This is a genomic window from Paenibacillus sp. TSA_86.1 (assembly GCF_052691815.1).
In genome coordinates this window covers 1-18,332 of record NZ_JBQZGE010000017.1, presented here as the reverse complement: position 1 = coordinate 18,332, position 18,332 = coordinate 1, and the positions used below count along the sequence as shown (strand labels likewise).

Below are 18,332 nucleotides of genomic sequence, written 5' to 3'. Positions count from 1 at the left end.
CATCTAGGATAGATCCTGTGCCGCTTTGATCATCATTCCCTCCCGCAGGAACTCAGCGAGTTTTGGATGATAACCATCATACATGTTACGAAAATCGCGGTGCTCAACGTACAGATTGGCCAAATCTCGATAAATCTCAGCCGTAGGTGTGTAATATCCTTTGATCCATTCGAGATGTCTTCCGATAATCTGTTGTACAGCCTGGCTGTCCGGCTTGAGACCAAGCTCCAGTGCCTGTTTCAAATCCAGATGGATGCGATCGATTTTAGCCTGTGAGTCCAGAAAATCTTCCTTGGATTTCAATTCAATTTTCTCAGCCTTCAGGTCACGTTTCACACGATCATCAAGCGAGTGCTGTGTATAACCTGCTTCTGGAAGCCGGGCATGACCTAAGTTGTGTCCAAAACCATAGTATAGTTCATGCTCATCCATCGCCCGTTCCCCTTGGAGATAGGAGACGGTTCGATCTAACGTCTGGATCAGACCGTGCAGGCGAAGAGCCTCCTCCAGAATCCGGATACGGTGTTGCTGCATCACACGTACCATTTCCAGAGGATCCTCCTTGAGTATAGAGCCGATCTCTTCCTCCGGCACACCTGCTTCCTTGCAGAACAGAATTTGCTGAAGTTTAAGCAGCTCCTTTTTTTCATAATAGATATCTTCATCCAGTCCACGAAAAGCAGGAGACAGCAGCCCCAGCTCCGCATAATGACTTAACTCGTTCAAGCTCACACCTGACATTCCGGATACATCTGTCATGGAATACGCCATATGATATCACCTCCTGCCTGACCCGCGTGCTCTGTGAGTTCACCCGCTGCCTGCATGTTGTTTTGCTATATCTTAAAAACCGAAATGTAAAACTTTAATCCTGCCTGGTACTTGAAAAACCTTTTCTTACTGGATGTTTGAAATGCCTTCATTCGTCTTGGAATCGCGCTTAGCAAACGTATCGTCCTTACTTAAGAAACGGACCCCGCTGTTAAAATATGCGTGTACCCAGACTCTATGAAGATCAACGGGATTAGACACATGCTTTGCAGTATGTTACCTAATTAATACCCTCCTCACTCAATGTGAACCTGTAGTCATTGAAGAAAAATAATGTATTTTTTTAGACAGCTCTCCGCTTGTTGTAATCGTTTTTGATATTTTTTTTAATTATTTTTTTAGGTAATGTTTTTGTTTATTTTGTGGTTGTTTTTTTGATAATTGTTTATACCTCAAAAAAATCCTGCACCCATGACACAGGTACAGGATTTCCAATGACTTGATAGCTATCGGTTATATTCCTAACGATAAATTCGATTAATTTTTGTTAAACATGACGAACTTTAGTTCGGTCATTTCTTCCGTTGCATACTTCACACCTTCACGCCCGATGCCACTTTGCTTCACACCGCCATACGGCATATGATCCACCCGGAATGTTGGGATATCATTGATCATCACACCGCCCGCTTCAATCTCATCCACGGCCCGAAGTGCCGTTTGTATGTCACTCGTGAACACTCCGGCCTGAAGTCCATACATGGAGTCGTTGACATGCTGGATACCCTCGTCTACGGAACCCACCGAGTTAATCACAACAATCGGTGCAAACACTTCCTGACAGGATACCTTGGCATCACGTGGCACGTTCACAAGCACCGTTGGACGCAGCACGCCCCCTTCGGCCTTACCACCTGCTGCAACCGTTGCTCCCGCCTGTTTCGCCTCATCGATCCATTCCAACGTACGTTGTACATCCTTAGCAGTAATGAGTGCAGACACCACCGTATCCTCGTTCAGCGGATCACCGATCACAACCTGTTCAGCTGCTTCGGCAAAGCGCTTGATAAACTGCTCGGCAATCGCCCGATGCACATAAATACGCTGCAATGAAATACAGACCTGTCCCTGATAGGTGAACGCCCCTGTGACACAACGCGGAATAACCTTGTCCAGATCGGCATCTTGATCTACAATAACAGCTGCATTGGAACCCAGCTCCAGCGTAACTCGTTTCAATCCAGCATTGCTGCGGATGTTTGTTCCTACGGCCGGGCTACCTGTGAATGTGATATATGCCACATCAGGATGCCCTACAAGCACATCACCAATCGTTTTGCCTTCACCGCTAACAACGTTCAGCGCTCCATCTGGCAGTCCCGCCTCTTGGAGCAGGTTTGCGATGTAATAGGCTGACAACGGTGTCTGCTCTGCAGGTTTAAGCACGATCGTATTCCCGGCAGCCAGGGCGGGTCCAACCTTATGTGCAACCAGATTCATGGGAAAATTAAACGGCGTAATCGCGCCAATGACTCCAAGTGGCTGCCTCATCGTATAGCCTATTCGACCTTCACCGCCTTTGGCGGCATCCATCGGAACCGTTTCTCCGGTAAGCCGTTTCGCTTCTTCGGCAGCAAACCGATAGGTCTCGATCGTACGATCAATCTCAGCTCTTGCTGCAGTGATCGGCTTGGCCGCCTCCAATGCGACGATGCGCGCAGCCTCTTCTTTGCGTTCCTCCAGCATGGCAGACAGCTTGTACAGTAAATCTGCACGCTGATGTGCTGGCATCTGGCGCATCGATTTACTTGCCTTCACAGCTGCAGCAATGGCAACCTCGGTTTCCTCTGCCGAAGCGGAGGCTACTTCTGCCAACGATTCCCCCGAATAAGGTGCCTGAAGTGTTGTATATTTTACCGATTCGGTGTATTTGCCGCCGATAAACAAATGTTGTTTTTTCATAAACTTACATCCTCCGTTCCTTCACTCTTTGGATTCCTCACATTCTCACGATTTGTCATCAAACGTATCCTTTGCTAATCACCACTTGCAAGTAAGTAACTATCTTAGATAACCCTACTCTAGTTATACACTATTTGGCGTTCATCCACCCAGTTGACAGAATGATAGAAGTTACTCGGGTGTAACCTGTAACGTTCACGTATATCGCACATCTTGCTCCATGAGATATAACTCTCAATATGAAGGTAGTTGGTGAACCACAGGACTGGCATGAGGTGACACTCCTGAGCTCTAACGATCACCAGGAACCTTATTTAGCCTGATTGGAGGCGAATAGAATTCTAACGATCACCACAAACCTTATTTCACTCCAAAACACGATAATTAACCATTTTTCACACCGAAAGAACAAAATAGCGTCTCTACGGATCGTTAGAATTTTAAAATGGCATTTTTCCGCAAAATAAGCTCTCCTGAGATCGTTAGAATTCTGGCAGCTTTATTTTACCGTCAAAACCGGACATTCGGCATGCTTCAGCACTCCGTGACTAACACTGCCGACTACAATCTCAGCCAGCAATTTTTTCCCGCCGGTACCTATCGTAATCAAGTCAACTTGCTGTTCGCGTGCAATGCGACAGATTTCTGTTACTGGATCACCTGCGACCAGCATCGTCTCATAGGACACCCCGCGACTAGCCAATTGCTCGATTATCGGCTCGATCATGTGCTTCCCTTCTTCAGCAATGCGTTCCTCCAAATCAACTCCAAGCGCGAGCTCGTTAATCGAGATGGATGGATTCACGTGCACGATGGTCAGACTTACAGGATGTTTCATCTGTTCAGCCAGCATCAGAGCCTGTTCCAAGGCCTTTTTCGTATGATCTGATTCATCTACAGCGACCAATATTCGTTTTAGCATATCCATTCCTCCAGTCTGTTGATCAGCACCAAATATTGTTTATTTACCTGTTTGTTTGTTTATCTGTTCTGTTTATCCATACTGTTGTCCGTTCTCTTCTGTTTATTTGTTTGTTAAGGCCTGCATACGTCAAATATCCGTAATAACAGTTCATAGATGCGAGCGGCAAAAATGAATAGAGTCTATCCCACAATGTTTATTCACGAGCGCTAAATCGCAATATATCCACTAACCATTAGTGAGCATTGATGATCAATAATGAGCTGTGATTGATCATCATTAATGAGCTGTGATCGAAGCATCAATATCCCGCAGGTGACGTCGGCGCATCAGCAATACAACCACACCAATCAACACCATCAGCGCACCGAAATAAAACGGCGTTTCTGGCAAAAACCATTCAGACAGTTTACCTGCAAGCCACGGTGCTAGCGCGCCACCCATAAACCGCACAAAACTATATGCCGCAGATGCTACAGAACGTTCCACTGGCGCTGCTTCCATCACAGCTGTTGTAATCAACGTATTGTTTATTCCAAGGAAAATACCTGCCACGATAACCGCAACAATCACCGTAGTCGATGATCCCATCACCGTACCAACAGCCATAACCAGCAAGTCCAGCGCAAACAACGTGAGCATGACACTCATAGATGGCACGGAGCCAAACCGGCGCTGCAGCTTCGGTGCCACAAAGACGGACGTAATCGCCAGCATCAATCCCCATCCGAAGAAGACATAACCGAGGCCGTGTTCGTCCAGTTTCATGACATAAGGTGAATAAGCCATCAAAGTAAAGAATCCAAAGTTATATAAAAACGCGGTAATCGCCAACGTTTTCAATGAAGGGTAACCGAGCGCTTTGAATGGATCGGACAACGTGCTGCGCGTTTTCGGTTTTGCCATTTTGGGTAGCATAAACATAATGCTGATAAAAGCAATCGCCATCAGAGCGGCTACCCCGTAAAACGGGCCGCGCCAAGAGATGGAACCCAGTTCCCCGCCAAGCAGCGGACCAACGGCAATCCCAAGACCTAATGCTGCTTCGTATAAAATAATAGCCTTGGCTGTCCCCGAAGTGGACAAGCCAACAATGGCTGACAACGCGGTGGCGATGAACAAGGCGTTTCCAAGTCCCCAGCCCCCGCGATAACCGACCAGCGCTCCGACCGTGTCGGATGTACCGCCAAGGAACGAAAAGACAATAATCAGCACGATACCGCTGAGCAGCGTCCATTTCACACCGATACGGCTGGACACTACACCTGTGATCAGCATGGCGATCCCCGTTACCGCGTTATAGCTGGTAAACAGCAAGGACACTTGGCTTTTGGACGCGTGAAGTTGATCCGCAATGGCCGGCAAGATCGGGTCTACCAGGCCGAGTCCCATAAACGAGATGATACACGCGAAGGCTACAGCCCAGACCGCTCGTGGCTGGGACAGCAGACCTCCACGGGATAACGGCAATTCGTCAGGTAGCGATGGTTCTCTTTTCATAGGTCATTCCTCCGATGTCGAATGTTATGTTGGTTTTTTATTTTTTCAAAACGTTGAAAATTTTCAGAATAATCGTTCCTATTTTCAATAAATAGGACAGAAAAAACAGCACAAGCACACCGGAGTTTCCAGTGTATGTACTAATAAAGAACACAGTCGTAGTTAATCCATTAGTCGTCTTCATTCTCGTTGTTCTGTTCGGCGCGACTTCTCAATGTCTCTAAGCCTGTCTTAACACGCCCGCGCAGCTCCTCCAGCTCCTGTTGCACAGCGTGAATACTCTGAAGCTTCTGCTCCAGCAGCTGCAATTGACCTTCCAATGTGGCTTCCATTCGAATAAGCTTATCCATCCGTTCCTTCACCTCGGTCGTCTGCTGGTAGTCAAAACGCTGCTCGTTCAGCGCATCTGCCGTGGCAACATAGGCATGCAGTTCCTGTAATGAGAAACCAAGTACCTCTTTTGCTCGAACTACTTTTTTCAAATAATCAATGTCGTCCTGTGAATACAGCCTCGTTCCGCCGTCTGTCCGCTGAGGTGAAGGCATCACACCAATCTCTTCATAATATCGAATGGTACGTTTCGTCAGTCCGCAGGCTTTGGCGACATCATCAATTTTGTATAGACTCATTTGCCTCACCTCTTCTATATGTCTTTATTTTTATGTACATAATTATATATAAAATTAACATTAACGTCAACGTTAGATTTTAGTTTGGATTTATCTTTTAGAACGAAAAATTAATAGAAATGATTCATCGCTTGAACCATTTACAGCCTTGAACCATTACAACCTCAAAACAAAAGCTGAATATGAAGACAAAAAAGACCCGCTTACGCGGATCTCCATGTGATTCTACACGTCACTACGGACGTTGCTTGCCTTGAATTATGTTATTTCCCCTGCTTGTCCTGCTCCTGCTGTGTCCGCTGCAGCTGCTTCAGACGCCCTTCGACCCGGGTAAACAGCCTGATGGTATAGAAAACAACAGCGATCAGACTCAGCACCAACGCGCGTACATCCGTAAGCCAGAACCCGATGACGCCAAAGGCGGTGATAACAAAACCAAACTGCATCATCAATGCCGAACTGTACCGCTGCGCTTCTTCCCATAACCTTGGGTCGCTCATCGCCCGTGGCGTCCGGTACCCATATATTCCGTTAATTTGTTTTGGCGGCTTCTTATACACCATCAATCCCAAAATGAAATAACACACTCCACATATAATGCCCAACAATGCTCCTGCCAAAATGCTCGCTCCTTCTCTTCTCTTTAGCTTTCAGACCCACTACTCATCAGCCATAAAAATAGTAAAACGGCTCTACGTATATACGCAGAGCCGTGCTGTTCGTTTCAGCAATTTAAACGTCCTTAATTCGTAGAACCCGCATCGCGTTCAGTACCGCGAGGACCGTCACTCCCACATCGGAGAAAACCGCTTCCCACATGGTGGCGATCCCGAATACACCGAGCAGCAGGAAGATGGCTTTGACGCCCAATGCAAATCCGATGTTCTGCCAGACGATGCGGCGTGTTCGCTTGGCAATACGGATGGCACTGGCGATTCTAGATGGCTCATCCGTCATGATGACCACATCCGCTGCTTCAATCGCCGCGTCCGATCCAAGACCGCCCATCGCTACACCGACATCGGCACGTGCCAGAACAGGAGTATCGTTAATGCCGTCACCGACAAAAATCATCTTTTCCTTCGGCAATTTGGCCGCTTCCAGTTGCTCCAGTCGTTCGACTTTGTCCTGCGGCAGCAGCTCGGCATGAACCTCATCCACGCCAAGCTGGCGTGCAACCGCTTCGCCCACCGCTTTGGCATCACCGGTCAGCATCACTGTTTTGCGAATGCCCAGCTTTTGAAGTGCCTGTATCGCTGACGCTGCATCTTCCTTCACTTCGTCCGCAATAATCAGATGTCCGACATACTTGCCAGCTTCGGCAATATGCACGACCGTTCCCACCGTTTGCGGCTTCGTATACATAATCCCTGCCTGCTCCATCAACTTCGCGTTGCCTGCGAGCACTTCATGGCCGTTCACATTAACTTTGATTCCGTGTCCAGCTACCTCGTCATAGCCATCCACACCTTGCGAGGGAATATCTTTTCCCCAAGCTGCGCGAATCGATTCAGCAATCGGATGATTGGAGTTTGCTTCGGCAATCGCCGCCAGCTTTATTACTTCTTCTTCTGTACGTGCGCCATCGGGGTGAACAGATGTGACTTTGAAAACACCTTTGGTTAGTGTACCCGTTTTATCAAAAACCACCACTTTAACATCATTCAGAGCCTCCAGATAATTACTTCCTTTGACCAGAATGCCGTTTCGCGAAGCCGCACCAATACCACCGAAGAAACCAAGCGGAATCGATACAACCAGCGCACAAGGGCATGAAATGACGAGAAACACCAGTGCGCGATAGATCCAGTCCGCAAACGTTGCACCGTTAAGTAACAACGGAGGAACGAAAGCAATGAGCGCAGCGAGAATGACAACAACAGGTGTATAATACCGGGCAAATTTGCTGATAAAATGTTCCGTTTTCGCCTTGCGGCTGCTGGCATTCTGCACCATGTCGAGAATTTTGGATACCGTGGATTCACCAAAGGTTTTGGTGACCTCAATCGTTAACATGCCGTTTTTGTTCACAAAACCGCTAAGCACATCACTTCCGGTCTCCAACTCCCGTGGAACGGATTCCCCTGTCAGAGCTGATGTGTCAACCATGGAGCGGCCTGCCTTCACAATACCGTCCAGAGGTACCCGTTCACCAGCCTTGACCACGATACGGTCACCAATGCGAACCTCTTCCGGGGAGACACGCCGGGTCTCTTCCCCTGCACCTGTGAGTATATTCGCATAGTCCGGGCGAATATCCATCAGGGACTGAATCGACTTGCGTGAGCGGTTGACCGCCATGCCCTGGAACAGCTCTCCCAGCTGATAGAACAGCATAACCGCAACACCTTCCGGATACTCTCCGATGGCAAATGCACCAAGTGTTGCAACTGTCATCAGGAAGTATTCATCAAATACCTGGCCGCGGATGACGTTTTTGAATGCCTGTAGCACGATATCGCCGCCCGCGATGATGTAAGCAACCACATAGAGGGCAAGCTGTGCCCACCCATCCAGCGGTGACCAGATCGCTGTGGCAAGCAGCACAGAGCCAGCCGCAAGGCGGGCAAGCAGTATCTTCGTCTGCCCTGCACCATGTTCATGCGAATGGCCTGCATGAGCGTCACCGCTCTCTGCGTGGCTGTGGTCATGTCCATGATCATGCCCGTGATCGTGAGCATGGTCATGTGAATGTGCATGACTCTGATGTTGGTGCTGATGTCTGCCAGCTCCATTCGTCACGTCTGTGTGAACATGACTGCTATGAGCATGTACGTGTCCATCTGTATGCTGATGATCATGATGCTGGTGGTTTCCTGAATTAGCGTGTTCCGCCCCTTGCCCTGCCTCGCCATTAACGTTAGAACCGCTTCCTGATTGCTTCTGGCTGAAGTTGCCTTGGCGTTTCTCCGAAATACGAATATGTGGCTCCAGCCGCAGCACCTTACGCTTTGCTTCCTCCACCACTTGCTCATCCATATCGGATGTGGTGTACATGGATAATGTTTTGGTGACAAAATTGACGGAGCATTCATGAATGCCCTTAATTTTACTCACACCATTTTCAATCTTAAGTGCACAGTTCGCACAATCCAGTCCATCGAGCAGCAGTTCCCTTTTCACCTGTTCCTGTCCGGTTCCCATGTGAATTCTCCCCTTTGCAGTCCGAAAAAAGTAGTTCTTTCATTTCTGTTAATCGTATTTATTATAATACATGAGCAATCATTCATATGTTCAATTAACCCTATTATATGCATGCCCATACCGGAGTGTCAACACGAGGTGTTGATTTTGGATACAGAATATGCAGGGCGTGTCTGAAAACGCTGAAGGAAGCAGATTTTGCCGAATTTTCGTTCCAAGCCAGGAAGTTTACCGCAGGCGTGCCGGGGCACGTCAAGGGAAAGTGACGCAGAAGGGGGCGAAAAGGCGGTAAAAGATGCACTTCAGTCGGTTTCAAGACACGCCCTATTAGTAATCATTTCGCTTTAAGCGTTTTTTGGATATAATAGAGCTATCAGTTGTTAAACATAGGCGGTGATAGGAATGGAACAACCGGTTAAAGCTCCACATGATTGCGATGAAGCCTGCTCAGGTACGGAAGCCGATGTACAAACCATTCGCACCTCACTTATAGATCGGGACACCTCTTCCGAGATGGCGGATTGGTTCAAAGCATTTAGTGATCCCACACGTCTACGTATTATTGATGCGCTGTTACAGAAAGAATTATGTGTGCACGATCTTACGGTGTTGCTCGACATGGGTCAGTCAGCCATCTCCCATCAGCTGCGCTCACTCCGCAACATGCGGATTGTAAAGCGGCGCAAGGAAGGCAAGACGGTGTATTATTCTTTGGATGATGCTCACATTGAGCAGATTTTCCTGCAAACGCTCCAGCATATCAAACACGGCTAGGCTGCTGCCAGCCGGTTTAAATCAACAGAACCCCCGTCTCTCGGCATCAAGCCGATGGACGGGGGTTCTGTTGTGTAAGGGAACCGTTTTAACTGAATATTTATAATCGTGCTAACCTTGATTAATTACAACAAATTGTTTTTGTTTGGATCGTACAGACCCGATTTGTCCTTGAACATATTGAAAATATGGGACACCACCACTTTAAGTACAGCGTACCCCGGAACCGCGAGCAGAATACCGACTACCCCGAACAAGTTCCCAGAAGTCAGAATGACAAAGATGATGGTGATCGGATGAATTTTGAGTGTTTTACCCATAATCTGCGGCGAGATGAGCTTACCTTCAATCAACTGCACAATCGTCCACACGGCAATCATTTTCAGCAACATCACTGGCGAAGTTACCAGAGCTACGATCAAAGCTGGAGTAATGGCAATCGCTGGACCCAGATAAGGAACTACACTCGTGAAGGAAGCAATGATTGCAAGAATCAGGGCATAATCCAAACCGATGACCATGTATCCGATATAAAGCAGCACACCGATACAGAAGCTGACGATAATCTGTCCACGGATAAATGAACTGATCTGGTGGTTGATATCATGCAATACATGCATTGCACCGGTACGGCTTTTGATTGGCAAAAAGGACAAAATCTTGTCCGGCAGTTTCTTGCCGTCTTTCAGCAGATAGAACAAGATGAACGGCACGGTTACGATGGATAACACCGTCTCCGTAAATGCACCAAGGAATCCGCCAAGCTTCGTCCAGGTCGAGTTGAGGATCTCGGTTGCTTTCGTGGAAATCGTGCCCCACCAATCCTGCCAGTTCATGTTGATGGTCTCCTGCACCTGGCTGAACAGCTTGTTGCCTGTCAATTCCTCGAATTGTTCTCTTACGTTTTCACTGTAAGTAGGGAAATTGGCGATCAGCCCCATAATCTGATTACGCAGCACAGGAATAACGGCCAGCACTACAATGGTCAAAATGCCGCCAATCGCGAGATAGAGAATCAGAATCCCCCAGCCTCGCTTGATTTTCCATCGTTCCATCACATCCACAAGTGGATTGAGCAGGTAATAAAGTATACCCGACAGAATAATGGGCAGAACAATCGTTTTGATTAACACCGCCAGCGGGTGGAACACGAAGGATACCTTGGTCAGCACCATAATGTTCAGTCCAACCAGTAGCAGAATTAACAGGAACAGCACAAACTTGTTGTTTAGAAAAAAACGTTTGAATCGCTCAGGCCAAACGCGGGGTTGCTCAGGTTGCTCCATAGGCTTGTCGTCCTCTCTTATGTATCTTTCTTGCATTTTAATCGCTTTTCTTGCCTGACGGGTACAATCGACTTGTACAAGCCAACATATGTATAATACTCCCGATTTATACGTATGAGCGGTTTGACCGTTTCAAATTCGCCAAGTAAAGTCATTTTACCCCAAAACGAACAACCTGCCCCACAACAACCGATTGAAAATTTTCCCATGAAAAAAACGGCCCGTCTCCTTCTGGAGACGAACCGTCATTCTGCTATCCGATGCTATTCGCATTCTGCTGCCAATTAAGAACTTATATGTTTCCCGCCAGCTGCGCGATCAATTCATACGAATGGAGGCGTGCTTGATGATCATAGATCATCGACGTAATAATGAGTTCATCCGCCTGGGTCTGGCGAATAAAGGATTCGAGCTGTCCGCGCACCTTCTCCGGCGAACCATTTACCGCTGCTTTTAACGTCTGAGCTACGGCGGCTTGTTCGCGGTCCGTCCACTTGCCATCCATCACGGCCGGCGGCTGTACCAGTCCTGTTGTCCCGCGGATAATGTTCAGGAACTGCTGTTGCATCGTTGTTCCAAGCCAGGCGGCCTCTTCGTCCGTATCAGCTACCACGGCGTTCACCCCTACGATCACATAAGGCTCCTTCAGACTCTCCGATGGTTGGAAGCTGTTGCGGTAGGTATCCAAAGCGATACGTGTATAATCGGGTGAGAAGTGGCTGGCAAAAGCAAACGGCAATCCCAGCTGGCCTGCCAGACGTGCACTGAAATCACTGGAGCCCAGCAGATAAATCGGAATGTTCAGCCCTTCGCCGGGTACAGCCCGCACCGGTGCATGATAAGACGTTGCCGATGCATCAAAGTATGCCCGCAGCTCGGACAGCAGCTCTGGGAAATCTTCTCCACTGTTCATATCCTTGCGCAGTGCAACGGATGTACGACGGTCACTACCTGGAGCCCGGCCTAACCCCAGATCAATGCGCCCTGGATATAAGGATTCAAGCGTACCGAACTGCTCTGCAATCACAAGCGGTGCATGGTTCGGCAGCATAATGCCACCTGAGCCTACACGAATGGTCTTGGTTCCGCCCGCAAGGTGACCAATCACAACCGAAGTTGCAGATGAGGCGATGCCTGGCATGTTATGATGCTCAGCTACCCAGTAGCGATGATATCCCCAGCGCTCGGCATGTTGTGCCAGCTCCAGACTGTTGCGAAGGGCATTCGCAGGGGTTGATCCCACCACGACGGGTGCAAGGTCAAGCACCGAAAGTTTGACGTCTTGGATATGTTCTTTATGTTGATTTTCATTATTCATTACATTCATGCTCCTCAATGATTATATTTTTGTATATCCAGATATATAGATATAAATAAACGAAAGTGGACTTAGCAACTGACCAATAAATCATGTGTTCCGTAGACAAATTCTTTCCATACATGTGTCCATGTTCCGAAAAACAACTCAAGTCAACGTGTACACAACAGATGTCCTTGCAACATATAGCCGTTCACGTCCGGACGGAATCTCCTGCTTGCTGCATTTTGCATCCTGGCTTCCGTTCCGGCATCCGGCTTACAACTCATGCTGTACGTACTCGGCAAAAGCCTGTATCGTCTCTTCATTGCGGCGATAGTACGTCCATTGTCCTCTGCGCTCCGATAACAGCAACCCTGCCTTGAGCATCGTCAACAAATAACTGGAAATGACAGACTGTGCCAGTCCAGCCTTCAGTTGAATCGTGCCCACACAGATACCATTCTTGCCGCCATCGGGATGATGGGATAGCTCAAGTGGTGAGAAGTGTTGCTCCGGGTTTTTCAGCCACAGCAGGATCTGTCTGCGTGTCTCATTGGATAATGCTTTGAAAATGAGTATAGGTTCCATGGGTCGATTATACCCCCTTTCTATCCTTTTGCCAAACCCCATAAACTAACAAACCGACTCATCATGAGTCGGCTTGGCAGTTCACATCTGATCCATCACATGTTAGAAGCGTGTTGTTACCGTCTGTTTCACTTCATCCAGCATCGCTTCATATGCAGCAGCATCCAGATATCCAATACCACCGAAGAGCAGATGACCTACAGGCTGAGTATTTAGTTTATCCAGTGTGTAATTCGTTCGATAGACTGGCGTGATTTCTCCCGATGAGGCTCCTCTGCACGGTAACCAAAGGCTGCCATCACCGACACATCCCATGCACCGTCCTCAAGCAGTCCGGCTTCCTCCAAAATACGATGCACCTCTGCATAGTTGAACCCCTCAATCGGACACGAATCAATACCAATCTGAGCCGCTGCAGTCATCATATTGCCAAGGGCAATATACGTCTGTTTCGATGCCCAGTCAAGTAACGTTTTCTCATTTTGAAGGAAGCCTTGATTGTTCTGAAAATTACCGTAAGCTGCACTTGTCAGCTCAAAAACATCGTCAGGCATATTCTGAACCTCTTTCAGCATGTACTCTGCATAAGGAGAGTTGTAGCTTGCATCTGTCCGAGCCAATATCACGATAAAATGACTGGCTGTAGCCAGCTGCCGCTTTGCACCGGACGAAACTTCGGAAAGACGCTGGCGGAATTCCGGATTTTGCACAATCAGAAACTTCCATGGCTCAAACCCGATAGAACTTGGGGACAAACGGCCTGTTTCGAGTATGAACGCAAAGTCCTCTTCCGTAATTTTACGTGATGCATCAAATAGCTTCGTGGCATGACGGAACTGAAATGCCTGCAAAATCTCTTCTTTTTTCTTCGTCTTTACAGTAAAGTCCAATCTCTCCACGTCCTTTGTTATATATATGATGTGAATCCGCATATCAATGGAATTCGTGTGCTGTTAATAGCCTAGGTATCAGTTTAGATGTTATATTCCAAATTGAAAAGTACGCACCTTATTGTACCTTGGTTCCTTAAAGTAAGTCTAATTTCCACCATACATACCACTACTAATCTCCCTGGTAATCATAGTTACTCGCCCATCTTCTTTATATTGGACCTCGAAAACATCTCGATCCGAATCACGTTTAAATGTAACTGATCCCAGCTGTCCAGCATTCCTGTGCAACTTGTAGTCTTCTAAGTCAACATTGAAGAAATTCTTCACAAAGGGTCCAACCTTCTCTCGGAGAAGATTCTCATCTATATTTAATAATTGATCTTGGTAAGCCTCCATCTCTTCTGTGCTGCTTATTTGAGGTTCCCCATAATTATTTGAATCTCCTACCAAATATCTCGATCCGTTTTTTGCTTCTGTCATTTTCACAAAATAATTATCATTAAAAGAGAAAAAAGTTGAAACTTCACCAATTTCATCATCTTTAATTCGATTAGTACCTTCTAGGTTAAAGTTAGCTTTACCTGAGAACACCTCAATCGCCCTTTTCGCCTTTGCCACCTCATCTTGGGATATCTGATCTGGTCTTAACTCACCTGTAATGGATATCGCTTGATCCTGCCGCCAGATAATCTCTCCGTAACTATCACCCTCGCGTAAATCTGCTACAGTATAGCTCGTTGGCTCCGTTTTCCCTTGTTGCATCCCCACGGATCTTCTGACTTTCACAGGTTGAAGTGTCGGTATCATGCCCATGCCCTCCAGAAGTGAAGGAATCTGTCGTGTATATCGATGTTCCAGCCTACTTGGCTGCATCTCGGTCTTCATCTGCACTTCACGTAGATTACCCGTCTTGGCGTCCAGCCAGATTTGGGCGTAATCTGCTCCTGTCTCCTGACCTGCTTCGACGTATATTCTGCCAGACACAGGCAGATCCTGTACTTTGGTAATACGTAGCTGTTTGCCCAGATCATCTCTCATCGTTATCGCAACATTCTTTTTCATCTGATCCGTCAGGATATCCACATTCAGGTGATCGGTGAACAATAATGCTGAAGCTGGATTAATCTGTTCCATCAACGATTTGGCAAATTGCCCGTCATCCCAGCTCCACAGGAACATTCCTCCTGCGATAACCAATGCACTCATCCCTGCAACAAGGAAACCTCTACGATTTTTTCTAAGACGTTGATGTCTTGGTGAGACTTGGGCTTCCCCTTCCTTACTACTTGCCGTTCTCATCCACTCCACCTGCTGCAGCACCCTACGCTTGTGGTCTTCAGTAAAAGGAGACGCCGTAAACGGCCCTTTACGGATTTCCTTTTCCCACTGATCATCCTCACGTTTCATTCACTACTCTCCTCCCACTGCTTCCGCACCTTATCCTTAGCTCGGGATAACCGTGATTTTACGGTTCCTTGGCTAATTCGCAGCATCTCTGCGATCTCCACCGTTGTAAGCTCATACCTCAGATGCAGTAAAAGAATTTCCCGAAACTTCTCCGGCAGCGCCAGAACAATATCCCAGATTTCATGTACATGTGCTTTACGCATGACTTCCATCTCGGCAGATGGATGGGCTGATTCTTTTCTCATTATCTGTCTTGGTTCTGATCGATTCTGCTCTGAATCCAACGGTAACGCTTCTCCCCATAGGCTGCTTCGAAAAAACCTCGACTTTCGGTATGTAAATGTTGTGTTTCTCGTGATCGTCAAAAGCCATGTCTTAAGTGTGCACTCTCCTCGATAGGTTGCAATTCCCGAGTATACCCGGACAAACACTTCCTGTGACAAATCATCCGCCTGCTCCGCATTTTTAGTCAAAAAATAAGCATAATTCCACACATCATTGCCGTAATCGTCCATCAGGCTGGCAAGTGTGTCATTGTCGATAGTCTGGGCCTCTGCCAGAAACAAATAGTCCAACTGATGTTCACCTCACTTAATAGGACTAAACCAGATGCCAGTTGGTTCCCTAATGTGTACATTATTTCTTATATTTTAACAAAATAAAGAAACAGCATGTTCAACACACTGAACACGCCGATCTTCATGGCTTATTTTCATTCAGAGAGACCCATAATTATGCTTTCGTTGCAGCTATCATCAGAAACATCGGTCTTCGATTCTCGTCGGACATATCTGGAACTTGCTCCATCATCTCCAAAGATGGTTTGGATTCTGCTACATGCTCAATAACAAATCCTGCACGAATCAATTCATTCAGATGTGTAGCCATTGTCCGATGATACTTCACTACATCATGATTCAAGAAATTAGCGATCCGCTCTCCCTGTTCATGGTAACGATCCACAGGCCAATGCAACTTCTCCCCTTGCGTACCATAATCTGCACGAGCGGTAAATATCGGGTGTTCAACAGATAAGATGAATGCCCCACCCGCGGCTAGACAATGATTGATCTTAACATACACGGCATGCAAATGCTCGATGTAATGCAAAGCAAGAGAACTGACAACTACATCAAACTGGTTTTGTTCAAAATGGATATCTTCGATAGCCATCTGCTCGTACTTAATCTGTGAGTCATTCGTCAGCTCACGCGCACGTTGTAGCATATTCTCAGATAAGTCTACACCGATGACCGAACTCGCTTGTTGTTCGCGTGCATACCGGCAATGCCAACCAAAGCCGCATCCCAAGTCAAGTACACGCTTATCCTTCAGATCAGGTAATAAGGTTTGTAGTTCATGCCATTCTCCAGCTGCATCCAACCCTCCAACGGAGCGATCCATCTTGCTATAATTCTGAAAGAATGTATCCTCATCATACTTGTTTTGTCTCATTTGCCTTACCTCCCTGCTTAAATCCTCTCTCATACTCTATCAAATTAATATCAAATAAACAGTGTGAATTTCAGAAAAGTTGCCAATTGAATTGTACTCATGTTATTATACAGAACGAACGTTCAGTATAATATATTTCAGTAAGCATTATAATTTTACAAACGGAGGTCATTATGAGTACGAATTGGACGCATCCACTTGAGAGGCAAACGGTAGGCAAAGCTTTTATCAGCTATCTGGTGCCTTCAGTCCTGGGGATGCTGGTCATTGCATTGAACTTTATTATCGACGGCATCATGGTCGGGCACAAACTTGGGTCAACCGCCATGGCTGGAATCGGCATCGCTTCTCCTGTATACACCTTGTTTGTCGCGATGTCTTTGTGGATCGGCATGGGCGGAGCTACGTTATACTCTAATCATATGGGCAGAAAAGATCATCAGAAGGCCAAAGAAGTGTTCACCAAATCCATTATTCTCATTGCGCTGGCTACGGTGGTTATTGGTTACACGGCCTTTACATTCAAAGATAAACTCGTATATGCACTGGGTGCAAATGCTGACACGTTTCCCTTCGCGGCCGACTATATGAATATCATGTTACTTTTCGGGTTTGTTTTTACGATCGAAAATGCATTATCCGTGTTTGTTCGCAACGATGGAGGTCCAAACACCTCAATGTATGCCCAGATTACCTTTGCTGTGGCCAACATTGTAATCAACTATATTACGTTATATGTACTGGAGTGGGGAGTACGCGGGGTTGCACTGGGCACCATTGTATCAGCGGCTCTGGCATTGCTCGTTCTGTTCAGTCACTTTTTCAAAAAATCAAATAATCTTACATTCACAAGGTTCACATGGAGTACCAAATTGCTAGGCATGATTGCCCTCATTGGCTTTCCCAGTTTCCTGGCTGAACTCGGTATGTCCGTCTTTTCGGTTTCACACAACATCTCTATGGAACGGATTGGAGGTACGGATGGTGTTGCCTCGTTTACGGTTTTAAATTATATCCACGGGGTTGTCTTAATGGCATTCCTTGGTCTAGCTTCTGCTGCACAGCCTCTGATCAGTTATTATCATGGCGCACAGCGATCAAAACGAGTTCAAGAGACCATTCGCATTGCCGTAAAAACAGCCTTAACTTGCGGGGTGGTTCTGCTTCTCGTCGTTCAAGTCGGAGCCCCATATTTTGTACAAATCTTTGGTAACTTCAGCAGTAGTGTAACGGATCGTGCCGTATACGGACTGCGGATCTTCACTATCGCCTATGTATTTATGGGAATAAACTTTGTCATGAGTACGTACTTCCAGTCCATAGGTAATGCCAAAATGGCCATCTGGATCACAGCCGCACGCGAGATGATTATTATGCTTGCTCTGATTGCAGTCCTGCCTTCATTCTTTGATGTAACGGGTGTATGGCTGGCTGTGCCCTTATCCGAAATGCTTGTGCTGATTACGATAGCACTCTATTATCGAAAACGCTCCATGGCCGAGCGGGGCAGCCTGTTACAAGCAGATCAAACATCATCGAGATTTAAACAAGCAAAATAAATGTATTATGGATTGCCCTGTATGTTGAACTAATAAATTAAATCTAACCCTAGCCTTGTCCTTGATGAATTAGGCTGGGGTTAGTCTGTTGTACAGATGTATGAACAATCCTATCCACAATAGTACGGACATGAGTATGGGT

At 46.8% G+C, this 18,332-nt stretch carries 16 protein-coding genes; 2 read left to right on the top strand and 14 right to left on the bottom strand.

Features of this window, described 5'->3' with window-relative positions:
* Window positions 1-3: 3 nt before the first annotated feature.
* The 7 genes from ACUTVW_RS23295 to ACUTVW_RS23265 all read right to left on the bottom strand — a co-directional run bounded on the left by ACUTVW_RS23295 (window position 4) and on the right by ACUTVW_RS23265 (window position 8,928).
* Window positions 4-771: a MerR family transcriptional regulator gene (locus ACUTVW_RS23295; protein ID WP_445647953.1), complete on the bottom strand. Its 768-nt coding sequence runs from the start codon at window positions 769-771 to the stop codon at window positions 4-6.
* 537 nt (window positions 772-1,308) lie between these two features.
* Window positions 1,309-2,733 (bottom strand): aldehyde dehydrogenase family protein, encoded by a 1,425-nt coding sequence (locus tag ACUTVW_RS23290; RefSeq protein ID WP_445647952.1) that lies wholly within the window; start codon window positions 2,731-2,733, stop codon window positions 1,309-1,311.
* Window positions 2,734-3,232: 499 nt separating this feature from the next.
* Window positions 3,233-3,655, bottom strand: coding sequence for a universal stress protein (locus tag ACUTVW_RS23285; RefSeq protein ID WP_445647951.1), 423 nt, complete (start codon window positions 3,653-3,655; stop codon window positions 3,233-3,235).
* A 279-nt stretch (window positions 3,656-3,934) separates the two neighbouring features.
* Window positions 3,935-5,155 carry an MFS transporter gene (locus ACUTVW_RS23280; protein ID WP_445647950.1) on the bottom strand — a complete coding sequence of 407 codons (1,221 nt, stop codon included), beginning with the start codon at window positions 5,153-5,155 and terminating at the stop codon, window positions 3,935-3,937.
* A gap of 170 nt (window positions 5,156-5,325) precedes the next feature.
* On the bottom strand, window positions 5,326-5,784 hold the full coding sequence (locus ACUTVW_RS23275; RefSeq protein WP_445647949.1) for a MerR family transcriptional regulator: 459 nt from the start codon (window positions 5,782-5,784) through the stop codon (window positions 5,326-5,328).
* Window positions 5,785-6,047: 263 nt separating this feature from the next.
* Window positions 6,048-6,404: an SdpI family protein gene (locus ACUTVW_RS23270; protein ID WP_445647948.1), complete on the bottom strand. Its 357-nt coding sequence runs from the start codon at window positions 6,402-6,404 to the stop codon at window positions 6,048-6,050.
* Between the two features lie 112 nt (window positions 6,405-6,516).
* Window positions 6,517-8,928, bottom strand: a complete 2,412-nt coding sequence (locus ACUTVW_RS23265; protein ID WP_445647947.1) for a heavy metal translocating P-type ATPase — start codon at window positions 8,926-8,928, stop codon at window positions 6,517-6,519.
* 402 nt (window positions 8,929-9,330) lie between these two features.
* On the opposite strand from ACUTVW_RS23265, the gene ACUTVW_RS23260 reads away from it, so the two are divergent.
* Window positions 9,331-9,702: an ArsR/SmtB family transcription factor gene (locus ACUTVW_RS23260; RefSeq protein ID WP_434748166.1), complete on the top strand. Its 372-nt coding sequence runs from the start codon at window positions 9,331-9,333 to the stop codon at window positions 9,700-9,702.
* Between the two features lie 125 nt (window positions 9,703-9,827).
* On the opposite strand, the gene ACUTVW_RS23255 is transcribed toward ACUTVW_RS23260, so the two are convergent.
* From ACUTVW_RS23255 to ACUTVW_RS23225, 7 genes are all read right to left on the bottom strand, one after another.
* Window positions 9,828-10,988 (bottom strand): AI-2E family transporter, encoded by a 1,161-nt coding sequence (locus tag ACUTVW_RS23255; RefSeq protein ID WP_445647946.1) that lies wholly within the window; start codon window positions 10,986-10,988, stop codon window positions 9,828-9,830.
* 292 nt (window positions 10,989-11,280) lie between these two features.
* Window positions 11,281-12,315, bottom strand: coding sequence for an LLM class flavin-dependent oxidoreductase (locus tag ACUTVW_RS23250; RefSeq protein ID WP_445647945.1), 1,035 nt, complete (start codon window positions 12,313-12,315; stop codon window positions 11,281-11,283).
* A gap of 249 nt (window positions 12,316-12,564) precedes the next feature.
* Entirely contained in the window at window positions 12,565-12,876 is a 312-nt protein-coding gene (locus ACUTVW_RS23245) for an ArsR/SmtB family transcription factor (RefSeq protein ID WP_434748169.1), read from the bottom strand.
* Window positions 12,877-13,088: 212 nt separating this feature from the next.
* Entirely contained in the window at window positions 13,089-13,766 is a 678-nt protein-coding gene (locus ACUTVW_RS23240; protein WP_445647944.1) for an NAD(P)H-dependent oxidoreductase, read from the bottom strand.
* A gap of 147 nt (window positions 13,767-13,913) precedes the next feature.
* Complete coding sequence (locus ACUTVW_RS23235) at window positions 13,914-15,176, bottom strand: hypothetical protein (protein ID WP_445647943.1); 1,263 nt, start codon at window positions 15,174-15,176, stop codon at window positions 13,914-13,916.
* Window positions 15,173-15,751: an RNA polymerase sigma factor gene (locus ACUTVW_RS23230; RefSeq protein ID WP_445647942.1), complete on the bottom strand. Its 579-nt coding sequence runs from the start codon at window positions 15,749-15,751 to the stop codon at window positions 15,173-15,175. Before ACUTVW_RS23230 ends, ACUTVW_RS23235 begins: the two co-directional genes overlap by 4 nt.
* 157 nt (window positions 15,752-15,908) lie before the next feature.
* Window positions 15,909-16,631 (bottom strand): class I SAM-dependent methyltransferase, encoded by a 723-nt coding sequence (locus tag ACUTVW_RS23225; RefSeq protein ID WP_445647941.1) that lies wholly within the window; start codon window positions 16,629-16,631, stop codon window positions 15,909-15,911.
* Between the two features lie 173 nt (window positions 16,632-16,804).
* On the opposite strand from ACUTVW_RS23225, the gene ACUTVW_RS23220 reads away from it, so the two are divergent.
* Window positions 16,805-18,190: an MATE family efflux transporter gene (locus ACUTVW_RS23220; protein ID WP_445647940.1), complete on the top strand. Its 1,386-nt coding sequence runs from the start codon at window positions 16,805-16,807 to the stop codon at window positions 18,188-18,190.
* The last annotated feature ends 142 nt before the right edge of the window (window positions 18,191-18,332 follow it).

Excerpts from the sequence above, each read along its gene's own strand:
- ACUTVW_RS23295 (WP_445647953.1), bottom strand. The coding sequence starts at position 771 with ATGGCGTATTCCATGACAGATGTATCCGGAATGTCAGGTGTGAGCTTG.
- ACUTVW_RS23290 (WP_445647952.1), bottom strand. The coding sequence starts at position 2,733 with ATGAAAAAACAACATTTGTTTATCGGCGGCAAATACACCGAATCGGTA.
- ACUTVW_RS23285 (WP_445647951.1), bottom strand. The coding sequence starts at position 3,655 with ATGCTAAAACGAATATTGGTCGCTGTAGATGAATCAGATCATACGAAA.
- ACUTVW_RS23280 (WP_445647950.1), bottom strand. The coding sequence starts at position 5,155 with ATGAAAAGAGAACCATCGCTACCTGACGAATTGCCGTTATCCCGTGGA.
- ACUTVW_RS23275 (WP_445647949.1), bottom strand. The coding sequence starts at position 5,784 with ATGAGTCTATACAAAATTGATGATGTCGCCAAAGCCTGCGGACTGACG.
- ACUTVW_RS23265 (WP_445647947.1), bottom strand. The coding sequence starts at position 8,928 with ATGGGAACCGGACAGGAACAGGTGAAAAGGGAACTGCTGCTCGATGGA.
- ACUTVW_RS23260 (WP_434748166.1), top strand. The coding sequence starts at position 9,331 with ATGGAACAACCGGTTAAAGCTCCACATGATTGCGATGAAGCCTGCTCA.
- ACUTVW_RS23255 (WP_445647946.1), bottom strand. The coding sequence starts at position 10,988 with ATGGAGCAACCTGAGCAACCCCGCGTTTGGCCTGAGCGATTCAAACGT.
- ACUTVW_RS23250 (WP_445647945.1), bottom strand. The coding sequence starts at position 12,315 with ATGAATGTAATGAATAATGAAAATCAACATAAAGAACATATCCAAGAC.
- ACUTVW_RS23245 (WP_434748169.1), bottom strand. The coding sequence starts at position 12,876 with ATGGAACCTATACTCATTTTCAAAGCATTATCCAATGAGACACGCAGA.
- ACUTVW_RS23235 (WP_445647943.1), bottom strand. The coding sequence starts at position 15,176 with ATGAAACGTGAGGATGATCAGTGGGAAAAGGAAATCCGTAAAGGGCCG.
- ACUTVW_RS23225 (WP_445647941.1), bottom strand. The coding sequence starts at position 16,631 with ATGAGACAAAACAAGTATGATGAGGATACATTCTTTCAGAATTATAGC.
- ACUTVW_RS23220 (WP_445647940.1), top strand. The coding sequence starts at position 16,805 with ATGAGTACGAATTGGACGCATCCACTTGAGAGGCAAACGGTAGGCAAA.